At 46.8% G+C, this 21678-nt stretch carries 23 protein-coding genes; 14 read left to right on the top strand and 9 right to left on the bottom strand.

Features of this window, described 5'->3' with window-relative positions; genetic code table 11:
* Positions 1-3 precede the first annotated feature (3 nt).
* Together C0Q44_RS06630 and C0Q44_RS06635 are read right to left on the bottom strand one after the other, a co-directional pair.
* Entirely contained in the window at positions 4-1392 is a 1389-nt protein-coding gene (locus tag C0Q44_RS06630) for a VWA domain-containing protein (protein ID WP_258166191.1), read from the bottom strand.
* Positions 1393-1487: 95 nt separating this feature from the next.
* Positions 1488-1952, bottom strand: coding sequence for a DUF4385 domain-containing protein (locus C0Q44_RS06635; RefSeq protein ID WP_105406560.1), 465 nt, complete (start codon positions 1950-1952; stop codon positions 1488-1490).
* Positions 1953-2061: 109 nt separating this feature from the next.
* Here C0Q44_RS06635 and C0Q44_RS06640 point away from each other — a divergent pair, with 109 nt between their 5' ends.
* The 3 genes from C0Q44_RS06640 (at position 2062) to C0Q44_RS06645 (ending at position 4484) form a co-directional block, all read left to right on the top strand.
* Positions 2062-2529: a DUF1877 family protein gene (locus tag C0Q44_RS06640; RefSeq protein ID WP_105406561.1), complete on the top strand. Its 468-nt coding sequence runs from the start codon at positions 2062-2064 to the stop codon at positions 2527-2529.
* A gap of 110 nt (positions 2530-2639) precedes the next feature.
* Complete coding sequence (locus C0Q44_RS30780; protein WP_258166192.1) at positions 2640-2768, top strand: hypothetical protein; 129 nt, start codon at positions 2640-2642, stop codon at positions 2766-2768.
* Positions 2769-2975: 207 nt separating this feature from the next.
* Positions 2976-4484: a copper amine oxidase N-terminal domain-containing protein gene (locus C0Q44_RS06645; protein ID WP_105406562.1), complete on the top strand. Its 1509-nt coding sequence runs from the start codon at positions 2976-2978 to the stop codon at positions 4482-4484.
* A gap of 81 nt (positions 4485-4565) precedes the next feature.
* Here the strand turns inward: C0Q44_RS06645 and C0Q44_RS06650 are convergent, their stop codons facing one another.
* The 3 genes from C0Q44_RS06650 to pdxR form a co-directional block, all read right to left on the bottom strand.
* The gene (locus C0Q44_RS06650; protein ID WP_258166193.1) at positions 4566-5024 is read right to left on the bottom strand and encodes a GNAT family N-acetyltransferase; all 459 of its coding nucleotides are present in this window, start codon (positions 5022-5024) and stop codon (positions 4566-4568) included.
* Positions 5021-5941 (bottom strand): D-alanine--D-alanine ligase, encoded by a 921-nt coding sequence (locus tag C0Q44_RS06655; RefSeq protein ID WP_105406563.1) that lies wholly within the window; start codon positions 5939-5941, stop codon positions 5021-5023. Before C0Q44_RS06655 ends, C0Q44_RS06650 begins: the two co-directional genes overlap by 4 nt.
* 115 nt (positions 5942-6056) lie before the next feature.
* Positions 6057-7508 carry a MocR-like pyridoxine biosynthesis transcription factor PdxR gene (gene pdxR, locus C0Q44_RS06660; RefSeq protein ID WP_105406564.1) on the bottom strand — a complete coding sequence of 484 codons (1452 nt, stop codon included), beginning with the start codon at positions 7506-7508 and terminating at the stop codon, positions 6057-6059.
* Between the two features lie 679 nt (positions 7509-8187).
* Here pdxR and C0Q44_RS06665 point away from each other — a divergent pair.
* Both C0Q44_RS06665 and C0Q44_RS06670 read left to right on the top strand, forming a co-directional pair.
* Positions 8188-8544: a nucleotide excision repair endonuclease gene (locus C0Q44_RS06665; protein WP_105406565.1), complete on the top strand. Its 357-nt coding sequence runs from the start codon at positions 8188-8190 to the stop codon at positions 8542-8544.
* 251 nt (positions 8545-8795) lie between these two features.
* Complete coding sequence (locus C0Q44_RS06670; protein ID WP_105406566.1) at positions 8796-9542, top strand: Bax inhibitor-1/YccA family protein; 747 nt, start codon at positions 8796-8798, stop codon at positions 9540-9542.
* A gap of 101 nt (positions 9543-9643) precedes the next feature.
* Here C0Q44_RS06670 and C0Q44_RS06675 read toward each other — a convergent pair whose 3' ends face one another.
* Together C0Q44_RS06675 and C0Q44_RS06680 are read right to left on the bottom strand one after the other, a co-directional pair.
* Positions 9644-10348 carry a 4'-phosphopantetheinyl transferase family protein gene (locus C0Q44_RS06675; protein ID WP_181150878.1) on the bottom strand — a complete coding sequence of 235 codons (705 nt, stop codon included), beginning with the start codon at positions 10346-10348 and terminating at the stop codon, positions 9644-9646.
* Positions 10349-10450: 102 nt separating this feature from the next.
* Positions 10451-11323 (bottom strand): arylamine N-acetyltransferase family protein, encoded by an 873-nt coding sequence (locus C0Q44_RS06680; RefSeq protein ID WP_105406568.1) that lies wholly within the window; start codon positions 11321-11323, stop codon positions 10451-10453.
* A gap of 227 nt (positions 11324-11550) precedes the next feature.
* Here C0Q44_RS06680 and greA point away from each other — a divergent pair, with 227 nt between their 5' ends.
* The 3 genes from greA (at position 11551) to rlmN (ending at position 14948) form a co-directional block, all read left to right on the top strand.
* Positions 11551-12027 (top strand): transcription elongation factor GreA, encoded by a 477-nt coding sequence (gene greA, locus C0Q44_RS06685; protein WP_105406569.1) that lies wholly within the window; start codon positions 11551-11553, stop codon positions 12025-12027.
* A gap of 285 nt (positions 12028-12312) precedes the next feature.
* Positions 12313-13668: a sodium-dependent transporter gene (locus C0Q44_RS06690; protein ID WP_105406570.1), complete on the top strand. Its 1356-nt coding sequence runs from the start codon at positions 12313-12315 to the stop codon at positions 13666-13668.
* A 185-nt stretch (positions 13669-13853) separates the two neighbouring features.
* Complete coding sequence (gene rlmN / locus C0Q44_RS06695; RefSeq protein WP_105406571.1) at positions 13854-14948, top strand: dual-specificity RNA methyltransferase RlmN; 1095 nt, start codon at positions 13854-13856, stop codon at positions 14946-14948.
* A 74-nt stretch (positions 14949-15022) separates the two neighbouring features.
* On the opposite strand, the gene C0Q44_RS06700 is transcribed toward rlmN, so the two are convergent.
* A complete protein-coding gene (locus C0Q44_RS06700) occupies positions 15023-15463 on the bottom strand; it encodes a GNAT family N-acetyltransferase (protein ID WP_105406572.1) in 441 nt (146 codons plus the stop codon).
* Between the two features lie 225 nt (positions 15464-15688).
* Between C0Q44_RS06700 and C0Q44_RS06705 the strand changes: the two genes are divergently transcribed.
* From C0Q44_RS06705 to C0Q44_RS06725, 6 genes are all read left to right on the top strand, one after another.
* Entirely contained in the window at positions 15689-16129 is a 441-nt protein-coding gene (locus C0Q44_RS06705) for a MarR family winged helix-turn-helix transcriptional regulator (RefSeq protein WP_105407626.1), read from the top strand.
* A gap of 78 nt (positions 16130-16207) precedes the next feature.
* Positions 16208-17320, top strand: coding sequence for a glycosyl hydrolase family 8 (locus C0Q44_RS06710; protein WP_105406573.1), 1113 nt, complete (start codon positions 16208-16210; stop codon positions 17318-17320).
* Between the two features lie 49 nt (positions 17321-17369).
* Positions 17370-18245 (top strand): diguanylate cyclase domain-containing protein, encoded by an 876-nt coding sequence (locus tag C0Q44_RS06715; protein ID WP_105406574.1) that lies wholly within the window; start codon positions 17370-17372, stop codon positions 18243-18245.
* A gap of 76 nt (positions 18246-18321) precedes the next feature.
* Positions 18322-18465, top strand: coding sequence for a hypothetical protein (locus tag C0Q44_RS30080; RefSeq protein ID WP_181150879.1), 144 nt, complete (start codon positions 18322-18324; stop codon positions 18463-18465).
* Positions 18458-19753: a glycosyltransferase family 2 protein gene (locus tag C0Q44_RS06720; RefSeq protein WP_105406575.1), complete on the top strand. Its 1296-nt coding sequence runs from the start codon at positions 18458-18460 to the stop codon at positions 19751-19753. Before C0Q44_RS30080 ends, C0Q44_RS06720 begins: the two co-directional genes overlap by 8 nt.
* A 226-nt stretch (positions 19754-19979) precedes the next feature.
* Positions 19980-20657 carry a class I SAM-dependent DNA methyltransferase gene (locus tag C0Q44_RS06725; protein ID WP_105406576.1) on the top strand — a complete coding sequence of 226 codons (678 nt, stop codon included), beginning with the start codon at positions 19980-19982 and terminating at the stop codon, positions 20655-20657.
* A gap of 190 nt (positions 20658-20847) precedes the next feature.
* On the opposite strand, the gene C0Q44_RS06730 is transcribed toward C0Q44_RS06725, so the two are convergent.
* On the bottom strand, positions 20848-21630 hold the full coding sequence (locus C0Q44_RS06730) for an ABC transporter ATP-binding protein (protein ID WP_105406577.1): 783 nt from the start codon (positions 21628-21630) through the stop codon (positions 20848-20850).
* Positions 21631-21678 lie beyond the last annotated feature (48 nt).

Here is a 21678-nt window from a genome sequence, read left to right on the forward strand (position 1 = left end):
GCTTTAGGCTAGAATGCCTTTGGAACGAGCTTCCTTTATCCAGTCTGGAAATTCACTAAGAAGTCGATCATACAATTCTTCATCGCTGATCTTGGAGATGTCGTCCAGTGCAAAAAAGTCAGCGTTATCGATGAAACGTCCCGTCATATCATCAAGTTTCTCCAGAATACCGTAATTGGCCTGTCCCAAACCAACAAATTGCCAGAACAGATTTTGGTATGAACTTTCGGTAATAAGCCGCATGATTTTCCCTTTTTGACTGACACCGCCATCACTAAAAAAGATAATATACGTTGGAATATTCACATTGGGTTCCTCGATCGTATATTTGCGAATGACATCCTGCATCACAGGAGGTTCGTTGTTGGTACCGCCTTTGCTCCCCAAAGTGTATGTGCGTTCAATGTAATTCTCGAATTCCTGGGCTGTGACGCTGGGCGCACGCAAGAAGTCTTTGGCGAAGAACCATACGTCCAACTCCCCATTATCATCAAACGCTGATGCAATCGCCAGTATGCGTTCGAAGGCTTCTTGCACGATACCTTTGCGATACAGATGGTACATGGAGCCAGATGCGTCAAATACGACAGCAACACGCGCCTGTATAGGTTCGATTTTCTTCTTCTGCAGGGACAGAGTTACTTTACGCTTGAGAAGATCGATCTTGGTCAGGTTCAGTGGTGGATGATTAATGTTCGGCGCAGTAACCGGTGCGGGTGCTTCTGGAGAGGCCGCTGCAACTTCTGCATATGCAGTGAGAAGGACCTGTTCAGCCTCGGAGGTGTCGTTGCTCTCAATCTCAACACCGAATGACTCTGCCAGTGGCTGCAGTCCACCAAAGAAACCTCTTCCGATGGCACGGACTTTGAATCCGTCACGGTACTTATAGATTTCAATGAAAATAAGTGCGGTTTCCGCAGTGACTTGAGCAATCTCAAAGACAATCTGCTGAGAACCCGCTTGTACAATGGCCTGACATGTCTGAACATCGGCGAATGTACCTCCGATATCAATCGAAGCCGTGAACACACATTTTTCCACAGGGGCTTGCCGTAATTTATTCGTATCAAGTACAAAGGAAGATTTCAGTTCCTCCGTCTGTTGCAAAAGTACACTGTGATGGGGATCTACCTTCTGATTATAGAATATAAAATAGTCGTCAGATGGGACGTTTCCCTCTTCATTCACCATAAAACAGCTAACATCCAAGGGAGAAGGAGATGATGTACACTGAATGGTTACCTGAAGTTGAGCAGATTCGTTGATACCGATATTCTGGCCTGTGTTCAAAAAGATGATGGGGTCTGTCATAATTTCGATGTGCCTCGTTTCTCCAATGATATTGTTGGATATGAACAGTAACAAGACAGATTCTGATACAAATGTTTCCATAAGTCAATGGATACCTCGTTGACCCATAATTGCACTGCTTGTTTAGCTTTCTAAATAGTAAATGCTCGTATAACCCAATATTCTCATCCCTGCTCCTACGCCTTCTCAGACTCATACGTTTCCCGATGTTCTTTCTTCATCTTCACATAGTCCAGATCAGTCTTGGCGATCTCCCATTGGGCTTTGAATATGGCTGCCGCTTCAGCTTTGACCTGATCATTCTGATAGGGCAGGATGGAACCATCCTCTTTCGAATATTTGCCTCCACCTTTGTGGTTCGTATAACGTCTCGCCCGCGTGTATCCCATCTGAAGAAACTTGCGAGCCATATCCATTCCGACGAAATCCTCTTTTTTCTTATACGCCAAAAACAACTCATAGATCTTCTCCGATGACTCCGTCGCAATATCAGGTGTTTTGAAGCGCCAGTGCGGCAGAATCTCGCTTTTGTACGGCTCTACCATCAGAACCCCCTGCTCTCCCCGACCTACGGTATATAACTCAGGATGCTTACGTAGATCAAGCTCTTCATATTTGAGGCTGTAATCAAATTTCTTCATCCATGTGGTCCTCCTTGAAAAGGGTAATAGTATGTTTTTACCCCGATTCTGAACCAACATGCATGGTTAATGAGGAAAATAGAAGGAATTACACTGGAGGGATCACGGTATGGGAATGTCCGGCAGATATCTTGTGGTAACCGATGAGTTGATTGAGTCCATCAAGTCAGGTGAGGTCAGTGTGCATGATTGTCCGGTCGATCTGGATATCGATAAAATGTGGCAGATATTGCAGTTCACGCTAAACGGTAACCTGGTACAAGGAACACCACCTCTGGGTTATGTCGTGCCTTTGGCTGGTGACCAGTACGTGGGGAACTATTCGGATATGGACTTGTTTCTCCTTAGCAACGAGCAGGTACTGGAGGCATATATGGCGCTGGAACAGCTTACAACTGAAGAATTGAAGGCGTGGTATAGTCTGGATCAAATGATTGCTGAAGGCATCTATCCTGTCATGGAGGGTTGGGATGCAGAGGAGACTTGGCAGGAGATCATTCAGACCATGGATGATGTACAAGCTCTCTTTCAGACAACGGCTGCAAGCGGCAACGGTATCGTCTTCTATGTGTTCTAAGTGAGCATTGGGCAGTACCCTAAGTTTGAACTACACCTAATCGGGTTATGGATAGACACAGGGCATCCGCCTGGATGACAAGATAAACGGGTAGAAGAGAGGGAATAGATATGACAAAGGATCAGAACGAAGAGAACAAAGCGATTCAAGAGGACGAGCCGGATCCATTCGAGACTCCCGTAACTGCGGAAGATGAAGCGCCTGATGAGGAACTTGCAGAAGATCAGGAGCGAGAATAACTCCCAACTTTGCATAATGAAGCAGGATCTTTTATCGAAACTTACGATATGCTGAAATATAGATAGACCAGAGGTCGGACATGTTCCGGCCTTTTGGTTTATTTTTTGCGTATTCGTTTACAAGAATTCCCTGTACCTTCATAATGGGAATGAAACATATTTTTCTAAGGAGGAGATCATATTACGAATCGAAAGTTAGTCCAATGGATGGCAGTGCCACTTGTATTATTGATGGTTGTTCTTACAGGATGTCAGGCTGTGGGTGGAATAGACGTTGGCAAGGCAATGGCCAATGGTGCAAATATCAAATCCGGTGAATCCAAACAATCCATGCATATCAACATAGAGCCGGCTAAGGAATTTGCTACGGAAGAAGACCTTGCCATGATTGAACTTGTTAATTCCATATCCCTAGATATTGATCAAGCCAAAATGAAAGATGCCAACACAGCATCGATCAAAGGTACATTAAGTATGAAGGGAACCAAATTACCATTCCTTCTATCCATGAATGAGTCCCAAATGGTCATTGATCTGGACGGAGCCCAGAAACCTCTGTACATATCCCTGGATGCACTTGAAGGTGCAGAAGCTCTTCCAATGATGGATACGAAGGCGCTGCAGAAGCAAATGGAGGAGCTTTCGCCGAAACTGCTATCTTTCGTGATGAAGCATCTGTCCAATCCGAAGAATATCTCCGTAACTCCTGTACAGGAGTCGGTGAACGGCGAATCGGTTAGCCTTTCCAAGCTGCACATGGAGATTAGTGGTGAAGAGATGCTTGCCATGGTTAAACCCTTCCTGACAAGTATTGCGAAGGATGAGCAAGGACTCAAAGATCTGATTGGAGATCTGTATGATGTGTTCTACCCTGTGCTGGAAGCCGTTAATGAAGTAGAAGGTGCGGGAGATGACACGCTGAATTCAATCGTTCCTGAATCGAAAGATGAAGCCGTTGCTTCATTGTATGCCATGATTAAAGAGGGGTTGGACAGTATGCTGGTCGACTACGACAAGGAACTGAACACCCTGTTGAATGACACACCTGAGTTGAAAACCGTGTTTGGCACAGAGACCAAGCTGAAAATGGACTTTTATCTCGACAGCAAACTGGATATTCGCAAGCAGAACATGGAGTTGAAAGTGGCGTTGCCTGCTTCCGCGGATCTGCCGTTGAAATCGGTAACGGTAGGTGGTAGCAGTGAGCAGTGGAATATAGGTGGAGCTGTTACGGTTGATGAAGTGGATGTATCGGGCGGCGTTATGGATCTGATGAAGGATGATATTACACCGGGTCAGATGTTGCGCAATTTTGATTCCCATTCACTTGCATATCAATTGTTGAAAGATGACGCTGGTATCACGAGTAAAAATGTAATGCTCTATCCGGATGATGAATACGATGGAGCGATCACCGTTAAGAATACAACATTTGTTCCTCTTCGCTATTTGTCCGAAGAATTGGATGCTGAAGTGAAATGGACTAAAGGGTCCAATCAAATCATCGTGATCGACGACATCACAGGTGATGAGATCGTTCTGACTGTAGGTTCCAAGAAGGCAACCGTTGCGGGTAAAGAAGTGTCCATGGTGGAATCGGCTTATGTAGGCAAGAACGGCAAGACGTATGTGCCGCTGCGCTTTATGGCTGAATCCCTGGGTGCTACTGTAGATAAAGAACAAGAAACAGGCTGGATTTTCATCGACCGCCCTTAATTCTCGTTACTTAAATAATCAAATGTATGGATCGGGGAGTATCTCTAATAAGGGTACTCCCCTTTGCTATGTTCTAAACGATTACGTATGCTGAAGCATCTGAGGCTTTTTGCTGAATCCAGTACTTCCGGCGGTAAAACCCATCTGGCGATAGAACTCATGCGCGACTTCACGCTCCGGGCGATTGCCACTGTTCAGGGACAGGGAATCTACGTCATGCGTGGCAGCCCACTGTTCTGCTGCGAGAATAAGCTGACGACCGATGCCTGAGCCTCGGAACTGGTCGTGGACAACCAGTGACATAATACGGCAGTGCCTTCCGTTCTTTTCGTACAGATATGAGGTCTGTAACCCAATCAGTCCGACTACGCGTCCACGTACTTCAGCGACCAGTGTGGTAAAGTTGGCGTCTGTAGAGATGTGAGCATAACGCTCCTGCATCTCCGCATACGTGGTGGGATAACCGAGCTGATCCATCAGAATGACCATATCCTGCAGATCCTGATCTGTGCTATGTCGGATGGTGATATCCAGGTTCATGATCGTGTCGCCTCCCCGGATCTTTCCTTCAGGGAAAGTTCAATAAGAGTGTCGAGCAACTCGGCAAAAGAAATGCCCGCAGCGGCTGCACTCTTGGGCAGCAAGCTGTTACGGGTAAGTCCCGGCAGCGTGTTCACCTCAAGCACATAAGGCATGCCTTCCCGAATGAGGATGTCCACGCGAGCGTAAACGCTGCATTTCAGTACCTTATAGCAGGCCAGTGCAGCAGCTTCCACACGCTGATAAAGGTCGGCAGGGAGTTGCACAACCTGTTCCTCAGCGCCGTTATCATCGTACTTGGAAGAGTAGTCGAAGAATGCGGCGTTCGAACGAATGGAGATCACCGGGAGCATCTTCCCATCCAGAATGGCACAGGTAATCTCTTCACCGTCGATATATTGTTCAATCAGGACGGTATCATCCCAGGCAAGTGCCGCCTTTACCGCAGGAGGCAGGGAAGAAGGCTCATGTACGATTCGGGTGCCGATGCTGGAACCGCCTGAGTTCGGTTTGACCACCACAGGGTACGTTAATTGTTGAACCGCAATGGAGGACAGTTCCTCCATGTGGCTCACTTGCAGCCAATCCCCGGTAAGCACACCCGCATGACGGATAAGTTGTTTGGACATGTCTTTATCCATGCATACGCTGCTTGCGAGTACGCCACATCCTGTATAGGGAATGCCCAAAGACTCCAGTGTGCCCTGTACGGTACCATCCTCTCCGTATTTGCCGTGCAAGGCAAGTAGCGCTACATCGATCCCGGCAGACTTGTCGATCAGATCCCGCTTGCTATTCAGCTCAATGGGCACAACCTCGTACTTGCTTCCGTCCAAATTCGCAATCATCTCCTGTCCGGTGAGCAGGGAAATATCCCGCTCCGAAGATGTACCGCCCATAATCACGCCAACTTTCATGTGAAATCCTCCCCGTTGTAGATAACATTGCATATCGTTGTTCCAAATTGTCATGTTGCTTCGTGATCTTCCTGTTCGTTTGCGAATCAACTGTTGTTCGTTTCCTTAGCCCATTTCAGTGCATCCCGGCTACGGTCTCGCCAATGATGCGAATGCCTTTGCGTATATTCTCATCGCTGACTCTGGAGAAGCCCAGACGCATCGTATTTAATCCCTGACCGGGTTCCAGATAAAAGGTATCCCCAGGCGTGAAGGTCACGCCCTTTGCCTTACAGGCCGCCAGTAACTCACGTGTGCGGTATTCGGGCGGGAACTGCACGAACAGATGCAGGCCACCCTCACCGGAGATCCGGCACATCGGCAGATGCTGCTTCAGACAGCGCACAACCAATTCATATTTTCGTTTATATTCCGTTCGGGCCCGCTTGAGGTATTTCTCAAAATTGCCGTTGCTCAGATATTGATACAATAGCGATTGATCCAGTGTTGAGGTATGAATGCTTCGCGCCCGTTTCATGCTCTCCAGATAATCAATCAGGGCCGCATCCGCAATAACCCAGCCCACTCGCAATCCTGGGAAAAGCACCTTGGAGAAGCTGCCCAGATACACCAGTCCATTCCCTTGGCCCATGCTGGCAATCAGAGGAGAGACATGGGAGCCGGAATAACGTAATTCTTCGTTGAATCCGTCCTCAATGATCGGTACCTTATACTGGTTCATCAACCGGATGATCTCCGCCCGCTTGGCAGGTGAGGTCACAATCCCGGTTGGGTTGTGATAGGAGGGCACGAGATAGGCTAGATCATACGGACTGGTTGCAAGTTCATGTTCCAACTGCTTCAGGTTCAGGCCATCCGGCTCCATGTTCACACCGGTCAGGTCGAACTGGTGCAGCTTCAGGTTTTTGATCGCTGTATGATGCGTTGGATTCTCGCAGAGCGCTTTGCCACTTTTTTTGCGTATGGCCCCAAGGACCAGATCGAAAGCTTCCGTGAATCCATTGGTAATCAGAATATCCTTGCCACGAAGGTCGACACCTTTGTTCTCCATATATCTTAATAAATAATTCATCAGTGGCCGGTACCCTTGCGCATATCCGTAATTCAGCAATACTTCACCTTCGAGCGACATGCGATCCAGAAAGGCACGCTTCACATTGTGCAGATCGAACAGCTTCTCATCCGGCGCAATACTGGTAAAGGATATCTCCCCACGCTCTGCTCCTGAGCCATGTTTCATCAGATCGTACTGCTCTGCCTGAATGGCATATTCACTTACGGCAGTCGTCCAGTCCAATTGCCAGCTCGCTGTGGCCGCAGGTGCTTCGATGGAGGCACTGACGTAATTGCCTTTGCCTTTAACGGCATAGATCAGGCCTTCATCTTCAAGTTCGGCATAAGCAAGAAGAACCGTGCTGCGACTAACTTTCATAAGTGTGCTGAGTTCACGGGTCGAAGGGAGTTTTTGTTTGGCTTGCAGGCCGCCTTTGAGCATTAATCGCTTCATGTAATCTTTGACTTGTATATATACAGGGCGGTCCTCCGTCAGTTGCAGATCGGAATACATCCCATCACTCCCTCTACTGGTATCTTGCCATATTATAAACCCGGCAGAAAGAACCACGATACCTCTGTTTCCCTGCGGGAGTGGTTCGACGTCTGCGCAAACGTAAAAAAGCCCGGGCTTTGTGCCGGGCTTGTGGTGGAACGTGATCCATTTTCTATAGTTCTGCTGCTATGACATTCTACAGTTGCATTGCAAGACTAGTCTCTCTAGGATCGATAGCTATCTTACCTTCTACGTGTGTCTATATAACTTCAGTACGGCTATAATTGCAGGCTTTCTAAATGAATCCAATTTAATTCTAGGATGAGACATTCAAATCTAGGTCTTTCTACGTTTGCTTGCTGCAAGGGATCGAATAGATGGTCTTTCCACAATCTATAAGCTAAGGTTCTTGCTAACTGTACTCTTCTCGTGTGCACGTAACCGAATTCAGCATGAAAAAGATAATTAATTATAGGGTACAATAGACGGAGGTAGATATAAAGACATATGTCTCAGTGCCCATTTTCTTCCTCATACCCCTATAGTACCACTTTGAATCAGGGAAGTTAACCTTTTTTTTGAAATATTTGTCGTAAAAGCGAAAATTGCGTGAATTGTGCTTCTTATAGATTGAAATGGTGTCCCTTTATAATATGTGATAGGATGTAAGCCTATAGATAATGAGGAAGTGAGCCCATTGATTAATATTACCGTGCCAACACCAGATGTAACCATCACGAAGCAGGCTGATCCACAGCTTAGCCACATTTACGGATTCACCGATTTTCACCTGATTACCCGCGAACTAGGCGGGATTTTCATGTTCTACAATGCCGCTGGAGAGTTGTTATTTGTCGGTAAAGCTCGAAAATTAAGACCCCGCATCAAAAAGCATTTTGAAGACACCGTATCACCAATGAAGAATCACCGCGAAGAAGTAACGACCATTGAAGTATGCCTGGTTGAAGATCCGGTGGATCGTGAAATTTACGAGACCTATATCATCAACACGATGCGTGCGAAATACAATTTAGACAAAGTATTGTACAAATAAAGACAGTAGCACAGTTTCAGTGAGGGACAAGAATTGCAGCAGATGTGCATAAGATGTAAGTAACATGCAATGTTTAGGACATATGTCCTAAACATTGTGCCAATAGGCAAGGATGTGATCGAAGGATTGCATCCGATTCCGCCTATGGCATCATCCCGATCTTTGCAGGGGACCAGCTTGTAGAATTAGAAATGTAGAACGGCAAGCATGGCATTACAGGATATACCAATACATATGAAGAGGTGATTGTGTTGATCGGTCGTAGCGGTAACCCTACACTTAAAGACAGCACGTTTGAGAACAATGGATATGGAGAAGATCGGTACCAGAATTCCATGACCATTAACGGCACGGTGAACAAGGCGTTTATTACGCTGGTTATCCTGCTGGGAAGTGCATTTGCATCCTGGATGATGTTCTTTAACGGACAAGAAGTGATGCCGCTCGCTTATGGTGGATTGATCGTTGGTTTCATTCTGGCACTTGTGATTTCGTTCAAACCGGTAGCAGCACCTTACCTTGTGCCAATCTATGCGGTAGCAGAAGGTCTGTTCCTGGGCGCACTTTCCGCCACATATGAGTCTCTGTATAACGGAATTACCTTGCAGGCCGCCCTGTTGACCATGGCTGTATTCATCGCTCTGTTAGTGGCTTACAAAACTCGATTGATTAAAGCTACAGAGAACTTCAAGCTGGGTGTCGTGGCTGCAACCGGCGGTATCATGATCATGTATCTGCTAAGTTTTGTACTTGGATTCTTCGGAATTACGATACCTTATCTCCATGATAACAGCTTGATTGGTATCGGTATTTCGGTCGTTATCGTCATTGTTGCTGCCCTTAATCTAGTGCTTGATTTCGACTTTATCGAGGGTGGTGCTGAACGTGGTGCTCCCAAGTATATGGAGTGGTACGGTGCATTCGGATTAATGGTTACGCTGGTATGGCTGTACATTGAGATCATTCGTCTGCTCAGCAAATTGCGGAGCCGCAATTAGTCTCATCCGATAGAGACGTAACCTGAGTGTGAACTTATAAGCTAAAAAATTAAAAAATAAAAGCTAACGCGTGATGTACTCACGTCGTTAGATTTTTTTACTTAATAGCCTAAGCTTCCTCGATGTTTTAACTGGGAGTATAAATCCTCCAAAGTTACGATCTCGGGCTGACTCGGCAGATCTCCGCCGGCTGAACAGGCTGCCAGCATATGCTGATCATCCAGGCGCTGACTATGGAAGCGATGCTCCTCGGCCTGCTCGCAGCGCCAATCTCCTCGCTCATCGGGAAGGATGGCGAAGGAATTCAGGGGCATGGACAGACCCATGCCGACGGCCTTGATATAGCTTTCTTTCAGCGTCCATAGACGGTAGAAGGTTTCTCGCTGTCTCTCGGCGGGCTCTGTTGCCAAGAACTGGCTCTCCATAGGAGAGAAGAAACGCTCTGCAATCTGCATCTCGATCGGTGCTATTTTTTCAACATCCACGCCCAGTTCAGCTACACCACCAGAGATCAAAGCAATCCAATCCCCGGAATGTGAGACATTGAATGGTACATTGGAATGGTGAATGAGCGAAGGTTTGCCATAAGAATTGCGGGTAAAAGAAAGTTCAGCAGGGGCTAGTCCAGTGAACTTGCTCACAGTCACACGGGTCAATACTTCTCCCAGAACGGAGCGATATGCATCAGCCTGATGCATAAAACGCGAAGCTTGCTCCCGCCGTTCGGCAGAGACTTGCGACAGAAAATGGTTCCAGTATGCCTCGGGCAATACTTCTGGAACTTGGAGCACACAAATGGTTATCATCATTAATCACCTGAAGATATATTCGGCACAGAACAGAGACTTTCCTTTATGTGATTGGCTCTCCAAGCCGTCTCAACTTGAAATTCTCAATACCACACTTCGTTATGTTTCTTGCGCTTGCTTCCATTCCTTATGGGCAATTTGGATTCGCTCCCACATTTCCTGGCATTCCAGTTCACTGTAACTCACGAGAGGTTCATGGAATACTTCCGTTAACACTTCTCGCCACTCGGTGTAATTCATAATCTCCGTTTTGCGGATTCCTTCACGATCATGCGTCCGGAGCATACATCCGCGCAGTTCGTTACTACTTAACTCATCCCGTTGACGAAGTAAAAATGCGTTATGCCAAGGTGATTCAACTGCCCGACTATAGAATTCATGTTTGGGCATGAACTCTTCCAGGCTGGTAACCGATTCCGGATCATAGTCCACACCTTCACTTGGTCCGCCCAGTTCATATTCGAGTCGCCAGCCGCCAGCAACAACAGATGAAGGCATGAGTTGATACGTGAACGGTTCTGAGCCATACGTTCCATAACGAAGTGGCAGAGGTTCGAAGGGCATTCCGCCCAGTCCAACATCCACAATCCAGCGTTCCACCGTCGGGTCAGCATCCGGCAAAAGGACAGACAGGCCGAGGTGGAACGAGTTCACACGTGGCAATTCTCCATGGGGCTGAACGCCGCCGCGATGCCAATGCACCGTATAACCGAGCGAACGAAGCAGAATGCTGAACGCCCCGTTAAGATGGAAACAGTATCCGCTTCGCCCCTGTAATATGAGCTGAACAGAATCCTGAAGACGAATCCCCACAGGGCGACCAGTATAGATATCTATGGTTTGCCAGGATAGAATCTTCACATGTGCACGCTGAAGTTCAGCCAGGTAATTCAGAGAAGGTGCTTCTATTTCATTGATGCCGATCCGTTTCAGGTAAGCCTGTATTTCAGATCGGGTTAAGGTAACATTCATCCAGATCACCTCTAGTTTAGTATGGGCCTAGACGGTTACGTTTCATAAGGCCTTGAGAATATTGTAGAGGTATACAGTTGAATTGAATACGCAGGTTCATGTGTATTGTACCGGTACAAAAGTCATATATGATATGGGAATCTAATTTCTTTTTCTGGGGTATGTTAACCGTTTAGAGTGGTTATAGGTTAGAATATAGATAGATAGCAGGATTAGGAGATGGATACATGGCTAATGATGAAGTAATTTTGACACAGGAAGGCTTGGAAAAGCTGGAGGACGAACTGAAGGATTTGAAGACGGTGAAGCGTAAGGAACTAGCTGCTCGTCTGAAACTTGCTATCAGTTACGGTGACCTGAAGGAAAATAGTGAGTATCATTCAGCCAAAGATGATCAGGCCTTTATGGAGACCCGGATTTTGATTCTGGAGAAAATGCTGAGAAATGCAAGAGTAATCAACTCGGACAATATAGATTCCAACAAAGTGAGCATTGGTTCAACGGTAATGCTTAATGATATTGAGTTTGCCGAGAAGATTGAATATAAACTGGTTGGTCCTGCTGAGGCTGATGTCGCGGATAATAAAATTTCGTACGAGAGCCCGCTGGGTAAGGAACTGATGGGCAAAGAAGTGGGCAGCGTCATTCATGTGAATGCTCCGATAGGCGTTATCAAGTATGAGTTGCTTCAAATTAAAGTCTAATACAAGTAAGAGGTGAACCCCGGTCATGAACGTGGCTGAGGGAACACCTCTTTTTTTGTTCTTTCAGGCTCGAATAGTTGGGTGAATATGCTCTTGGTGAAACTTCATACGGTTGGACGGCAGAATTTTATCACATACTGTTTTTAAGGCAGTGATGAGTGGAAGATTTTCGTCATTGTTTAATTGTGAATAAATAACATTTCGACAAATTTCGATTTTCGAATGACCTGATACGGTGAGTAGTATATAATTACGGGAAAACTTTAAAGTGATGGAGTAGATACGATGAATTTTAGTAAGTCTGATCTGAATCAAGACAATTCTGGCAAAGGGGAACGTTTCTCCCAAGCCGGTTTCATTCTTGCTGCCATCGGCAGCTCGGTCGGTTTGGGCAACATGTGGAAGTTTCCTTATATTACGGGTGAAAATGGAGGAGCTGCGTTTTTCCTACTCTTCATTGTCTGTCTGGTGCTGATCGGTCTGCCTGTACTTCTGGCGGAACTTGCGATTGGTCGCAGCGGCAGAGGTAGTGCAGCTACTGCTTTTGTCAAAGCAGGCGGACATAAAGGCTGGCTTGCAGCCGGTTTGCTGCAAGTACTTACGCCGTTTATTATCCTTTCCTTTTACGTCATCATTGCAGGCTGGACGTTGCAATATTCGATCACATCCTTCAGCGGCAGTCTGTACAATAACGCGGATTTTGCCGGTCAGTTTGATACCTTTATTGGCGGATATATGCCCATTGTCTGGCAATTGGCTGCGGTTCTGATTACAGGCTGGATTGTAGCCAAAGGGGTCTCCAACGGGATTGAGAAGTTCAATAAAGTATTGATCCCGGCCATGCTGGTATTACTGGTGATCCTGATGATTCGTGCAGTAACTTTACCTGGAGCGGGAGCAGGAGTCTCCTTTTTCCTGAATCCTGACTTCTCCCAATTAACAGCAGAGTCGGCGCTGGTTGCGCTTGGACATGCCTTCTTCTCCCTGTCACTAGGGATGGGTATTCTTGTCACGTATGGTTCGTATGTGGATAAGAATCAATCACTCGGCGCGGCGACTGTAGCAGTTGGTGCAGGTGACCTGATCTACGCTTTTATTGCCGGTCTGATCATTTTTCCAACGACGTTTTCGTTTGGTATTGCGCCTGACCAGGGACCATCGCTGATCTTTGTGGCTCTCCCGGCCGCCTTCTCAGCTATGCCGCTTGGGTTCCTGTTTGGTGGATTGTTCTTTGTGCTTCTGGCTATTGCGGCGTTAACATCGGCTGTATCCTTGCTGGAAGTTCCGGTTAAATACTTCATGGAAAGATTGTCCTGGAGCCGTAGTCGTGCAGTATGGACGATTTCAATCGCTGTCTTCATCGTTGGGCTTCCTTCAGCACTGTCGATGGGGCTGGTCCCTGAGTTTAATATCAACGGTACAAATCTTTTTGACTGGATGGATTTTGCGGCTTCCAACATCATGCTTCCGGTAGGCGGCTTGCTGGTTACAATCTTCGCAGGTTACTTCTGGAAAACGGCTGCTGAAGCCTCCGGTCTGCGTTCGGGCTGGTTCCGGGTATGGTTATTCATGCTTCGTTATGTAGCACCGGTCCTCGTACTGCTGGTTCTGCTGCACACATCCGGTATCATTCACTTCTAAATGTGAAGACTTGAATAGAATAAATGTGGTCCGTTGTGCAGATTTGCCATAGATAAAACCTCTTGGAAGAAATGCAAAAGCCCTTGTGTTCCCGCTTCAATTTTGGGACAATACGGAGTAGAGGTTTTTTGGGGTAGGGTAGGACCGACAAGCCATAGCTTTTTTTGCGAAAAGAGGATTATATAATGAACAAATCATCCATATATGGATTAACATTAGAGCAATTACGTTCCTGGCTGCCGGAGCATGGGCAGAAGAAATCCCGTGCATCCCGGATCTGGGAATGGTTATATCAGGAGCGCGCACACGATTTTCCCGAGATGTCCGATGTTCGTCAGGAATGTCTGGATGTGCTCTCCGAGCATTTCACCATGAACTCGCTGAGTGAACATGTGAAGCAGGAGTCAGCAGACGGTACCGTGAAGTTCCTGCTTCGGATGCAGGACGGCAACCTGATTGAGACGGTCTTAATGCGGCAAAAATACGGACTTACCGTATGTGTGACCACACAAGTGGGCTGTAATATCGGCTGCAGCTTCTGTGCGAGCGGATTGATCAAGAAGAGCCGCGACCTGTCCGCTGGAGAGATTGTGGAACAGATTATGCATGTGCAGCGGCATCTCGATGTGGCTGCTCAAGGTGAGCGGGTCACGAACGTAGTCGTGATGGGCATTGGCGAGCCTTTCGACAATTTTGAGCACATGAGCAATTTCATCGAAGTTGTCAAAGATCGTAAGGGACTGGCGCTTGCCGCCAAACGGATTACCGTGTCCACGAGTGGCCTGCCAGACAAAATCAAGGAATTTGCAGACAGCAGTCTGCAGGTTAATCTGGCGATTTCACTGCATGCGCCGAATAATGAACTGCGTACACACATCATGAAGATTAACCGGGCTTTCCCGATCGAGCAATTGATGGATGCGGTGGATTATTATCTGGCTACGACGAACAAACGCATCATGTTTGAGTATATCCTCTTGCGTGACGTTAATGATCAGCGAGAGCATGCCGCCGAACTTGCTGAGCTGTTATCCAGCCGCAAGAGTATGGTCAGTGTTAATCTGATTCCATACAATCCCGTGGATGAACACAGCCAGTATCAGCGGAGTACGGAAGAGTCCATTCTGGGCTTCTATGATACGCTCAAGAAGAATAACATCAATTCCACTGTACGTATGGAGCATGGTACGGATATTGATGCAGCCTGCGGTCAATTGCGCAGCAAACAGATGAAGAACAATGAAATGGAGTCTCAACCAGACCGTCTGGCTCTGGGATAACAAGCAGCCTGAATACCAAACGCCTCTGTACATCACGGGTAAGTGATGTACAGAGGCGTTTTTTGGAAATTACATTATTTCAATGTTTTGGTCATCAGCAGATGGGGGATGCCATCTTCCATAAATACGTCTGAAGCCGGTGTATATCCAAGACGCTCATAGAACCCGGAAGCCTGCACCTGTGCGTGCAGCTTGGCCTTCTCAAGCCCCTCGGCAAGAGCCATCTGCTCCAGTTTATCAATTAACACGCGGCCCAGACCGTGTTTGCGGTAATCGAGCATGACACAGATTCGTTCGAGCTTGGCTACCTGTTCCACAATGCGCAATCTGGAGGAAGCGGCAGGTACACCGTCCACGTAGAGCAGGATGTGGCGAGCCTCCGTGTCTAGTGTATCATAAGCATCGAATTCATCCGCTGCGGATACGCCTTGTTCTTCAACGAAAATGGCCATGCGTATTGCGAAGCAAGCATCGAGTAATTCCTGATTATTAACCTCAACAATGGTTGTATTCATGAATGTTTCTCCTTTTGAGTAAACGTAATGATATCCTGACATGATAAACTGGTACATAACAGGAGCGCGAAACGTTGCTTTTCCAAGCAGAGCGCTCGAAGTCTATAGTTCAAATTTAATCTAATTCAAATGTAGTTATACCATCAATTATGTTGTGAATGCAACAATTTATTAGGAGCGTGAACCCCTTTGACTGAACCAAAAGAAGTATTGCGTGAAATTGGCATGATTGCTCGCTGTCTGGATTCGATCAGCAATGTCGAGTTCCAGCATCTGAACCTGTCTCGCGGACAATACCTGTACCTGTATCGGATCTGTGAGAATCCGGGAATCATTCCGAACCAGCTGGCTGAGCTAATCAAAGTAGACCGTACGACTGCGGCAAGAGCCATTAGCAAGCTTGAATCTGACGGATTCATTATCAAACAGTCAGCAATGGGTAATAAGAAGAATAAGGTGTTACATCCTACAGAAGCAGGGCTTGAAGCTTGGGAGTTTATTCGAAAAGAGGGTGTGCATTCAGATCAGGTGACCCTGGACGGGCTGACAGAAGAAGAGATACAGATAGCGGTTGATCTTCTTAGGCGGATGCGTCATAACATTGAAGTGGATTGGAAATATGTCAAAAAAGGTGGACGTCGACCCTACATGGATCGTGAAGAATAAGTGCACACTCTAGATAGGTCGAAATCCTCGACCAGAGGTGTTGTTGTTTCATTGCCGTACACAAGCAGGAGGAATGGCGTGAGAATTATATTCCGAAAAAAACGAACATGGCTGATATTGTTGCTGCTTACTGCCACCGTAGCGTTCACTTTGTTAATAAGGGAGCGGTTCCTGATGAATGGCGTGTCCCCGACAGTTTCTTTTATTGAAGATCATATGACCAACCCGAATGGGACACTGGCAACGTATTTGCAGGATGCTGCATCGAAGGAGGCGGATACTGTTGCGGGTAGAGAGACGTTGTCCGAGTCGCTTGGCTTGTGGATGCAATATGCAGTGGCGAGTGACGATCAACCTTTGTTTGAACAGAGCTATAAGCAACTGACGACGTATTTCCTTATGGCCCCAGACCCTTATATAGCCTGGAAGCTGGATACACAGGGTAAATCCCATGTAACGACGAATGCGCTTGGCGATGATTTGCGAATTGTTGGAGCCTTATTGCAGGCAGCAGATCAATGGGAGCAAGGAAGAGAAGCGAAGCTGGCTACCGCATCGGCCATTTCCAGAGGATTGGCCCATTCGGCTCAGAAGCAGGGGTACTTTGTTGATTTTCACGATTATACAGGTGGGCATTCGTCAGATAGGTTAAGCCTGGTGTATGTTGACCTTCCCTCACTGCAAGCGATGGAAAAACACAGCATGCTGGAGCCGGGAGCCTATGCGAAATACGAATCTTTGTTGCATAAGATGCCTGATGATGGATTATTCTATCCAAAGACCTTCAACGTTGTCAGCAAAGAGTACGCGTTTGACGATAGAGTGAATCTGATCGATCAGTTGATCGTGGCGAACCATCTGGCGGCTACCAATCGTAAACCGGACAAGCTTATTGCTTTTCTGAAAAAAGAATTCAGTACCCGGCACCAGTTGCCTGGGCAGTATAAGCGGGAAGCACGCATACCTGCAGTAGCCTATGAGTCGTCATCTGTCTATGGCCTGACCATCCTGCTCGCTGTTCGTTCGGGTGATCCGAAATGGGCCAAACAGCTGTATAACCATATGATTACATTGCGTGGTCAGGACTCGCGTTATCCAGGTGGATATGTATTTGATGGAAACACCCATTTGTTTGATAATCTTTTCCCGTTACTGGGAGAGACTAATTTACAGAAAAGTATGAAAAAGTGATCATGTGATTGTTGAATAACGAGTTCATTACCCAATGGAGAGAAGGCCTATGAGGAATAAAGCACCTACCTATCGTATGGCATGGGGATATGCCATTCTAATTGGACTTGCCATCATCCAGCAGCTTTTCATTTATCTTAAAGTATATATGAGTCAGAGTTACATCACATCGGATGTAATCTTCAGTACGGCATCGCTTGGAGCGCTAATTTTGGGTCTATTTTTGCCTGTCGGCGTATCTGTCGTTGTCATATTTGTATATCTGGTCTCTTATTTTGTCTGGCTGGTTACTTACGCTGATGTGAATGTGCTCACATTCTCCTGGTGGTTACTCATTCCGGCGAATGTCGCCGTTGCTGCCTTTATCAAGGCCAGTTTTGTGCGAAGTGCACGTGTGGTGGAGCGCCTGCAGGATATGCAGGATCGAAACCCGGAGGTGGATCTGGATACAACGCTGGGCAATAAGGGAGCTCTGGCGGATACCTTAATCAAGCAGAGTAACCTCGCTCGTCGATATTCAGAAAAGTATGGATTCAGCATGGCCATGTTTAAGATTGAATTTCTACCACTGGTGATGGAATCGCTTGGTTCTGTCCGATATTCACAGTTTTTGCTTGAAATCTCCAGTACGATTCAGAAGCAAATTCGGTACGAGGATTATAAATTTTTTGTAGACCGTGGGCGGTTTGTCATCTTGTTCCCCATGTCGAATGTGGAATATCTGCCGCTAGTTACCGAGCGGATCAAAAAAGCTGTGATGGATCTTGAAATCATCGATAAAAGAGGCAATGAGTTACAGACGGTGATTAGGTCCGGTGCGCTGGTATTTCAGAAGGAGCAATTCAGCAAATATGAGCATATCGACGCCGTTATTGCCGCTCTGGAACGGAACACAGAGACAGACCTCATCGGTGAGTATATATAACAGGTAGTTCCGTCATCGGTGTGTCCGTGCCCATAATCTGGCGTGCAATTTGTATAGCGGGAAGGAGAGATTCTCAGTGGACTACATGTTCTGGTTTATCCCGATCTGTATCGCTGTCAGTTGTATCTTCGCGGTATTTACGATTGGGTTAACGATCGCTACCCTTCGCTTTCGCTCTAGAGTCATTCGGAAGTATGATCGGAGGAAACTGGGTGGCTGATTTTATTATAATACTCTCGATATTCAGTATCTGGATTGCCGTATTCGAGTCGATTGTGATTATGGCTGGTGCCATTCTTTTTATTCATAAACAGGATAAAAGAGGGATTCAAATCCCCGAAAGTATGGACCATTATCCGACGATTACAGTCATGGTGCCTGCGCATAATGAGGGCAAGGTTATTGTTGCGACTGTTGAGCATATCTTGCGTCTGAATTATCCAGAGGATAAGGTGCAGGTTATCGTTATTGCGGATAATTGCTCAGATGATACGGCTGAGAAACTGAAATCATTCCTCAGCCGAACCAGTTATGTGCACCGTAACGTCACAGTAATGGAGCGAAAAGGAACCGGCGGCAAGTCGGGGGCGCTTAATGACGGACTGGAGATAGCGACAGGTGAGTGGGTATGTATCTTTGATGCAGATGCCGCACCTGAGCGGAATTCTTTGATGTTTTTGGCGCAAAAATCGCTTGAAAATCCTGAACAATATGGTGTCGTATTCGGAAGAAATAAAGCACGCAACAGAGGACAGAATTTCCTCTCCAAATGTATCAATCTGGAGATCATTACTTCTCAGCGCGTGTATCACACAGGCCTGTGGGAGTTGTTCCAGCTGGGTTCCATTCCGGGAACCAATTACATCATCAAAACCGGATTGATCCGGGAGATCGGCGGCTGGGATGTGACGGCCATTACGGAAGATACTGCACTGTCTTTCGAGATTATGAATCGCGGACAGTTGGTGGCACTTGCGCCGCAAGCGGAAGCATATCAACAGGAACCGGAGAAGCTCAGTGTGTATATGAAGCAACGTGAACGTTGGGCCAAAGGGAACTATCAGGTGGTACTGGATAACATTCACACCCTGTTTAACCGCTCCAGTTGGCGTAATAAACTGCTCGTCATCTATTACGCCGTAAGTTATTTCTGGTTTATGCTTGCGATTATTGTGTCGGATATTATATTTCTTGTTAATCTGGTCTACCAGGGTATCGCCATATTCAAGCCGGAATTGAGTTCACCGTTCCAGTTTGCAGGCGATGCGTATGTGTTCCTCGTGATTGGTTGGGCGCTCATGTACTTTATCTATGTGCTGCAAATTAATCTGGCACTTGCCGCCGATATTGGACAGAGCAATACCCGTAATTTCATCTATGCCTGTGTCTCCTATTTCACGTATGCACAGCTGTTCATTCTAATCTCCATGAAGGCGTTCTACTCCTTGTTCATGGACAAGATTCGGAAACGTGAGAGCAAATGGTACAAAACCGAGCGTTTTGGCTGAGCGACTTTTATCATAGGCGATAAGTGTATAAGGCTGATGTAAAAGGCTGTGTGCTGGATGATTTCAGCCACAGTCTTTTTCCTGTGGCGAGATGCACCTGCATCCGGTATACTTTTTGACAAGCTAAAAAGGTGAGATATGACTGATTCCAGGAAACGGGGGGGGCGGCAGAGCGAAGGACAGGGGATCGGATTTTTACGACAATGGGGCGAATTATGAGAAGTATATGGAGCGTCGCCAGTGGCAGGAGAATGCCAATGATACATTGGAGAAACCGGTGATGCTGGAGTTGATCGGAGACGCTGCGGGCAAGAGCATACTGGATCTGGGCTGTGGAGACGCGAGGTTCGCGGCAGACTTGCTGAGTGTGGATGAGCAAGGAACAACAACATATACGGGGATTGAGGGTTCTGTGAATATGGTTCAGGCAGCCAATGAGTCGGTCAAAGGAATGAATGCCCGGATTGAGCAAGCGTTCATGGAAGACTGGAGCTACCCGACTGAAACCTACGATTTGGTTATCTCAAGACTGGCTGTTCATTATATTGAGGATGTGGAGAGTCTGTTTAAGAGCGTATACAGCACCTTGAAAGAAAACGGAACATTTGTATTCTCGGTCGAACATCCTGTGATCACGTCTACTCTGCAACCTTCCGGGACTCGAACGAACTGGATTGTTGATCAATACTTTGTGGAAGGATTCCGTGAACAGCAATGGCTTGGAGGTTCGGTGAAGAAGATGCATCGTTCCATCGAATCCTACTATGTAGCATTACAGAGAGCAGGGTTCAAAGTAGAGCATTTGCGTGAATCTACACCACAACGTGCCCATTTTGTGAATGAGGAAACCTATCTGCGCAGACAGCGGATTCCACTGTTTCTTTTCCTGGCTGCACGGAAATAGATATTGAAGAGAACATAGATGGATAGAGCGAAGTTATACTCAATCCATAGGAAGTTTTACACAGAGAACGGTGGATAACACTAAATCTAGGGGTAAAAAGCCCGAAATCTATCCACATGTGGATAAGATATTGGGCTTTTCGCTGTTATCTTTCTAAAATTCTGCTACATCGATTGTGAATAACTTTCGATTATGAATGGGACGCCGCTCTGACATAGACTCGTTCCCCATGTCGATCCACTTCAACAGGTGCTTCGAAGAAATGACTCAGCTTGTCCGCATTCATCAGATCACCCGTTAATCCCTTACCTAAGACCTCGCCCCGGCGAAGCAAGAGGCTATGACTGAATACTGGCAGTATTTCTTCGGTGTGGTGCGTGACGTAGATGAGGGATGGGGTATCCGGGCGCTGCGATAATTCTTGGATACTATCCAGCAGGCGTTCTCTTGAGAACAGATCCAGCCCATTGCAAGGTTCGTCCAGAATAAGCACTCGCGGATTCGCCATAAGCGCTCTCGCAATGAGTAGCTTCTGCTTCTCACCCTGAGAACAGGTACGGTATTCGCGATCCCACAGATGCTGACAGCCTAGTGTTCGCATCAATTGTTGTGCTTGCTCCAAATCATCATCCGATAGCTTGTCATACAAGCCAATAGTGGCGTGTTTGCCGCTGATGACTACATACTGTGTGCGGTCTGTACCGTGCAATTTTTCTTGCAGAGATGAACTGACCCAGCCGATGGATTTGCGAAGCTGTCTCAGATCCACATCACCATATTCATGGCCTAACACGGATATCTTGCCTTCGGTCGGCCACAGGTACCCGGTGATCATGTTCAGGAGTGTTGTTTTGCCGGAACCATTCAGGCCAAGCAATGCCCAGTGTTCCCCCTCATTGACCTGCCAGTTGACATCGTTCAGCAGGGTGTGAGTGCCCCTTTTCCAAGTGACATGCTGTACATCAATAATCATGCGTACTTCCTTCCTTCTGTTATCCTCTGTGTCTATTATTCTAAACCT

Source organism: Paenibacillus sp. PCH8 (assembly GCF_002968835.1).
GTDB lineage: Bacteria > Bacillota > Bacilli > Paenibacillales > Paenibacillaceae > Paenibacillus.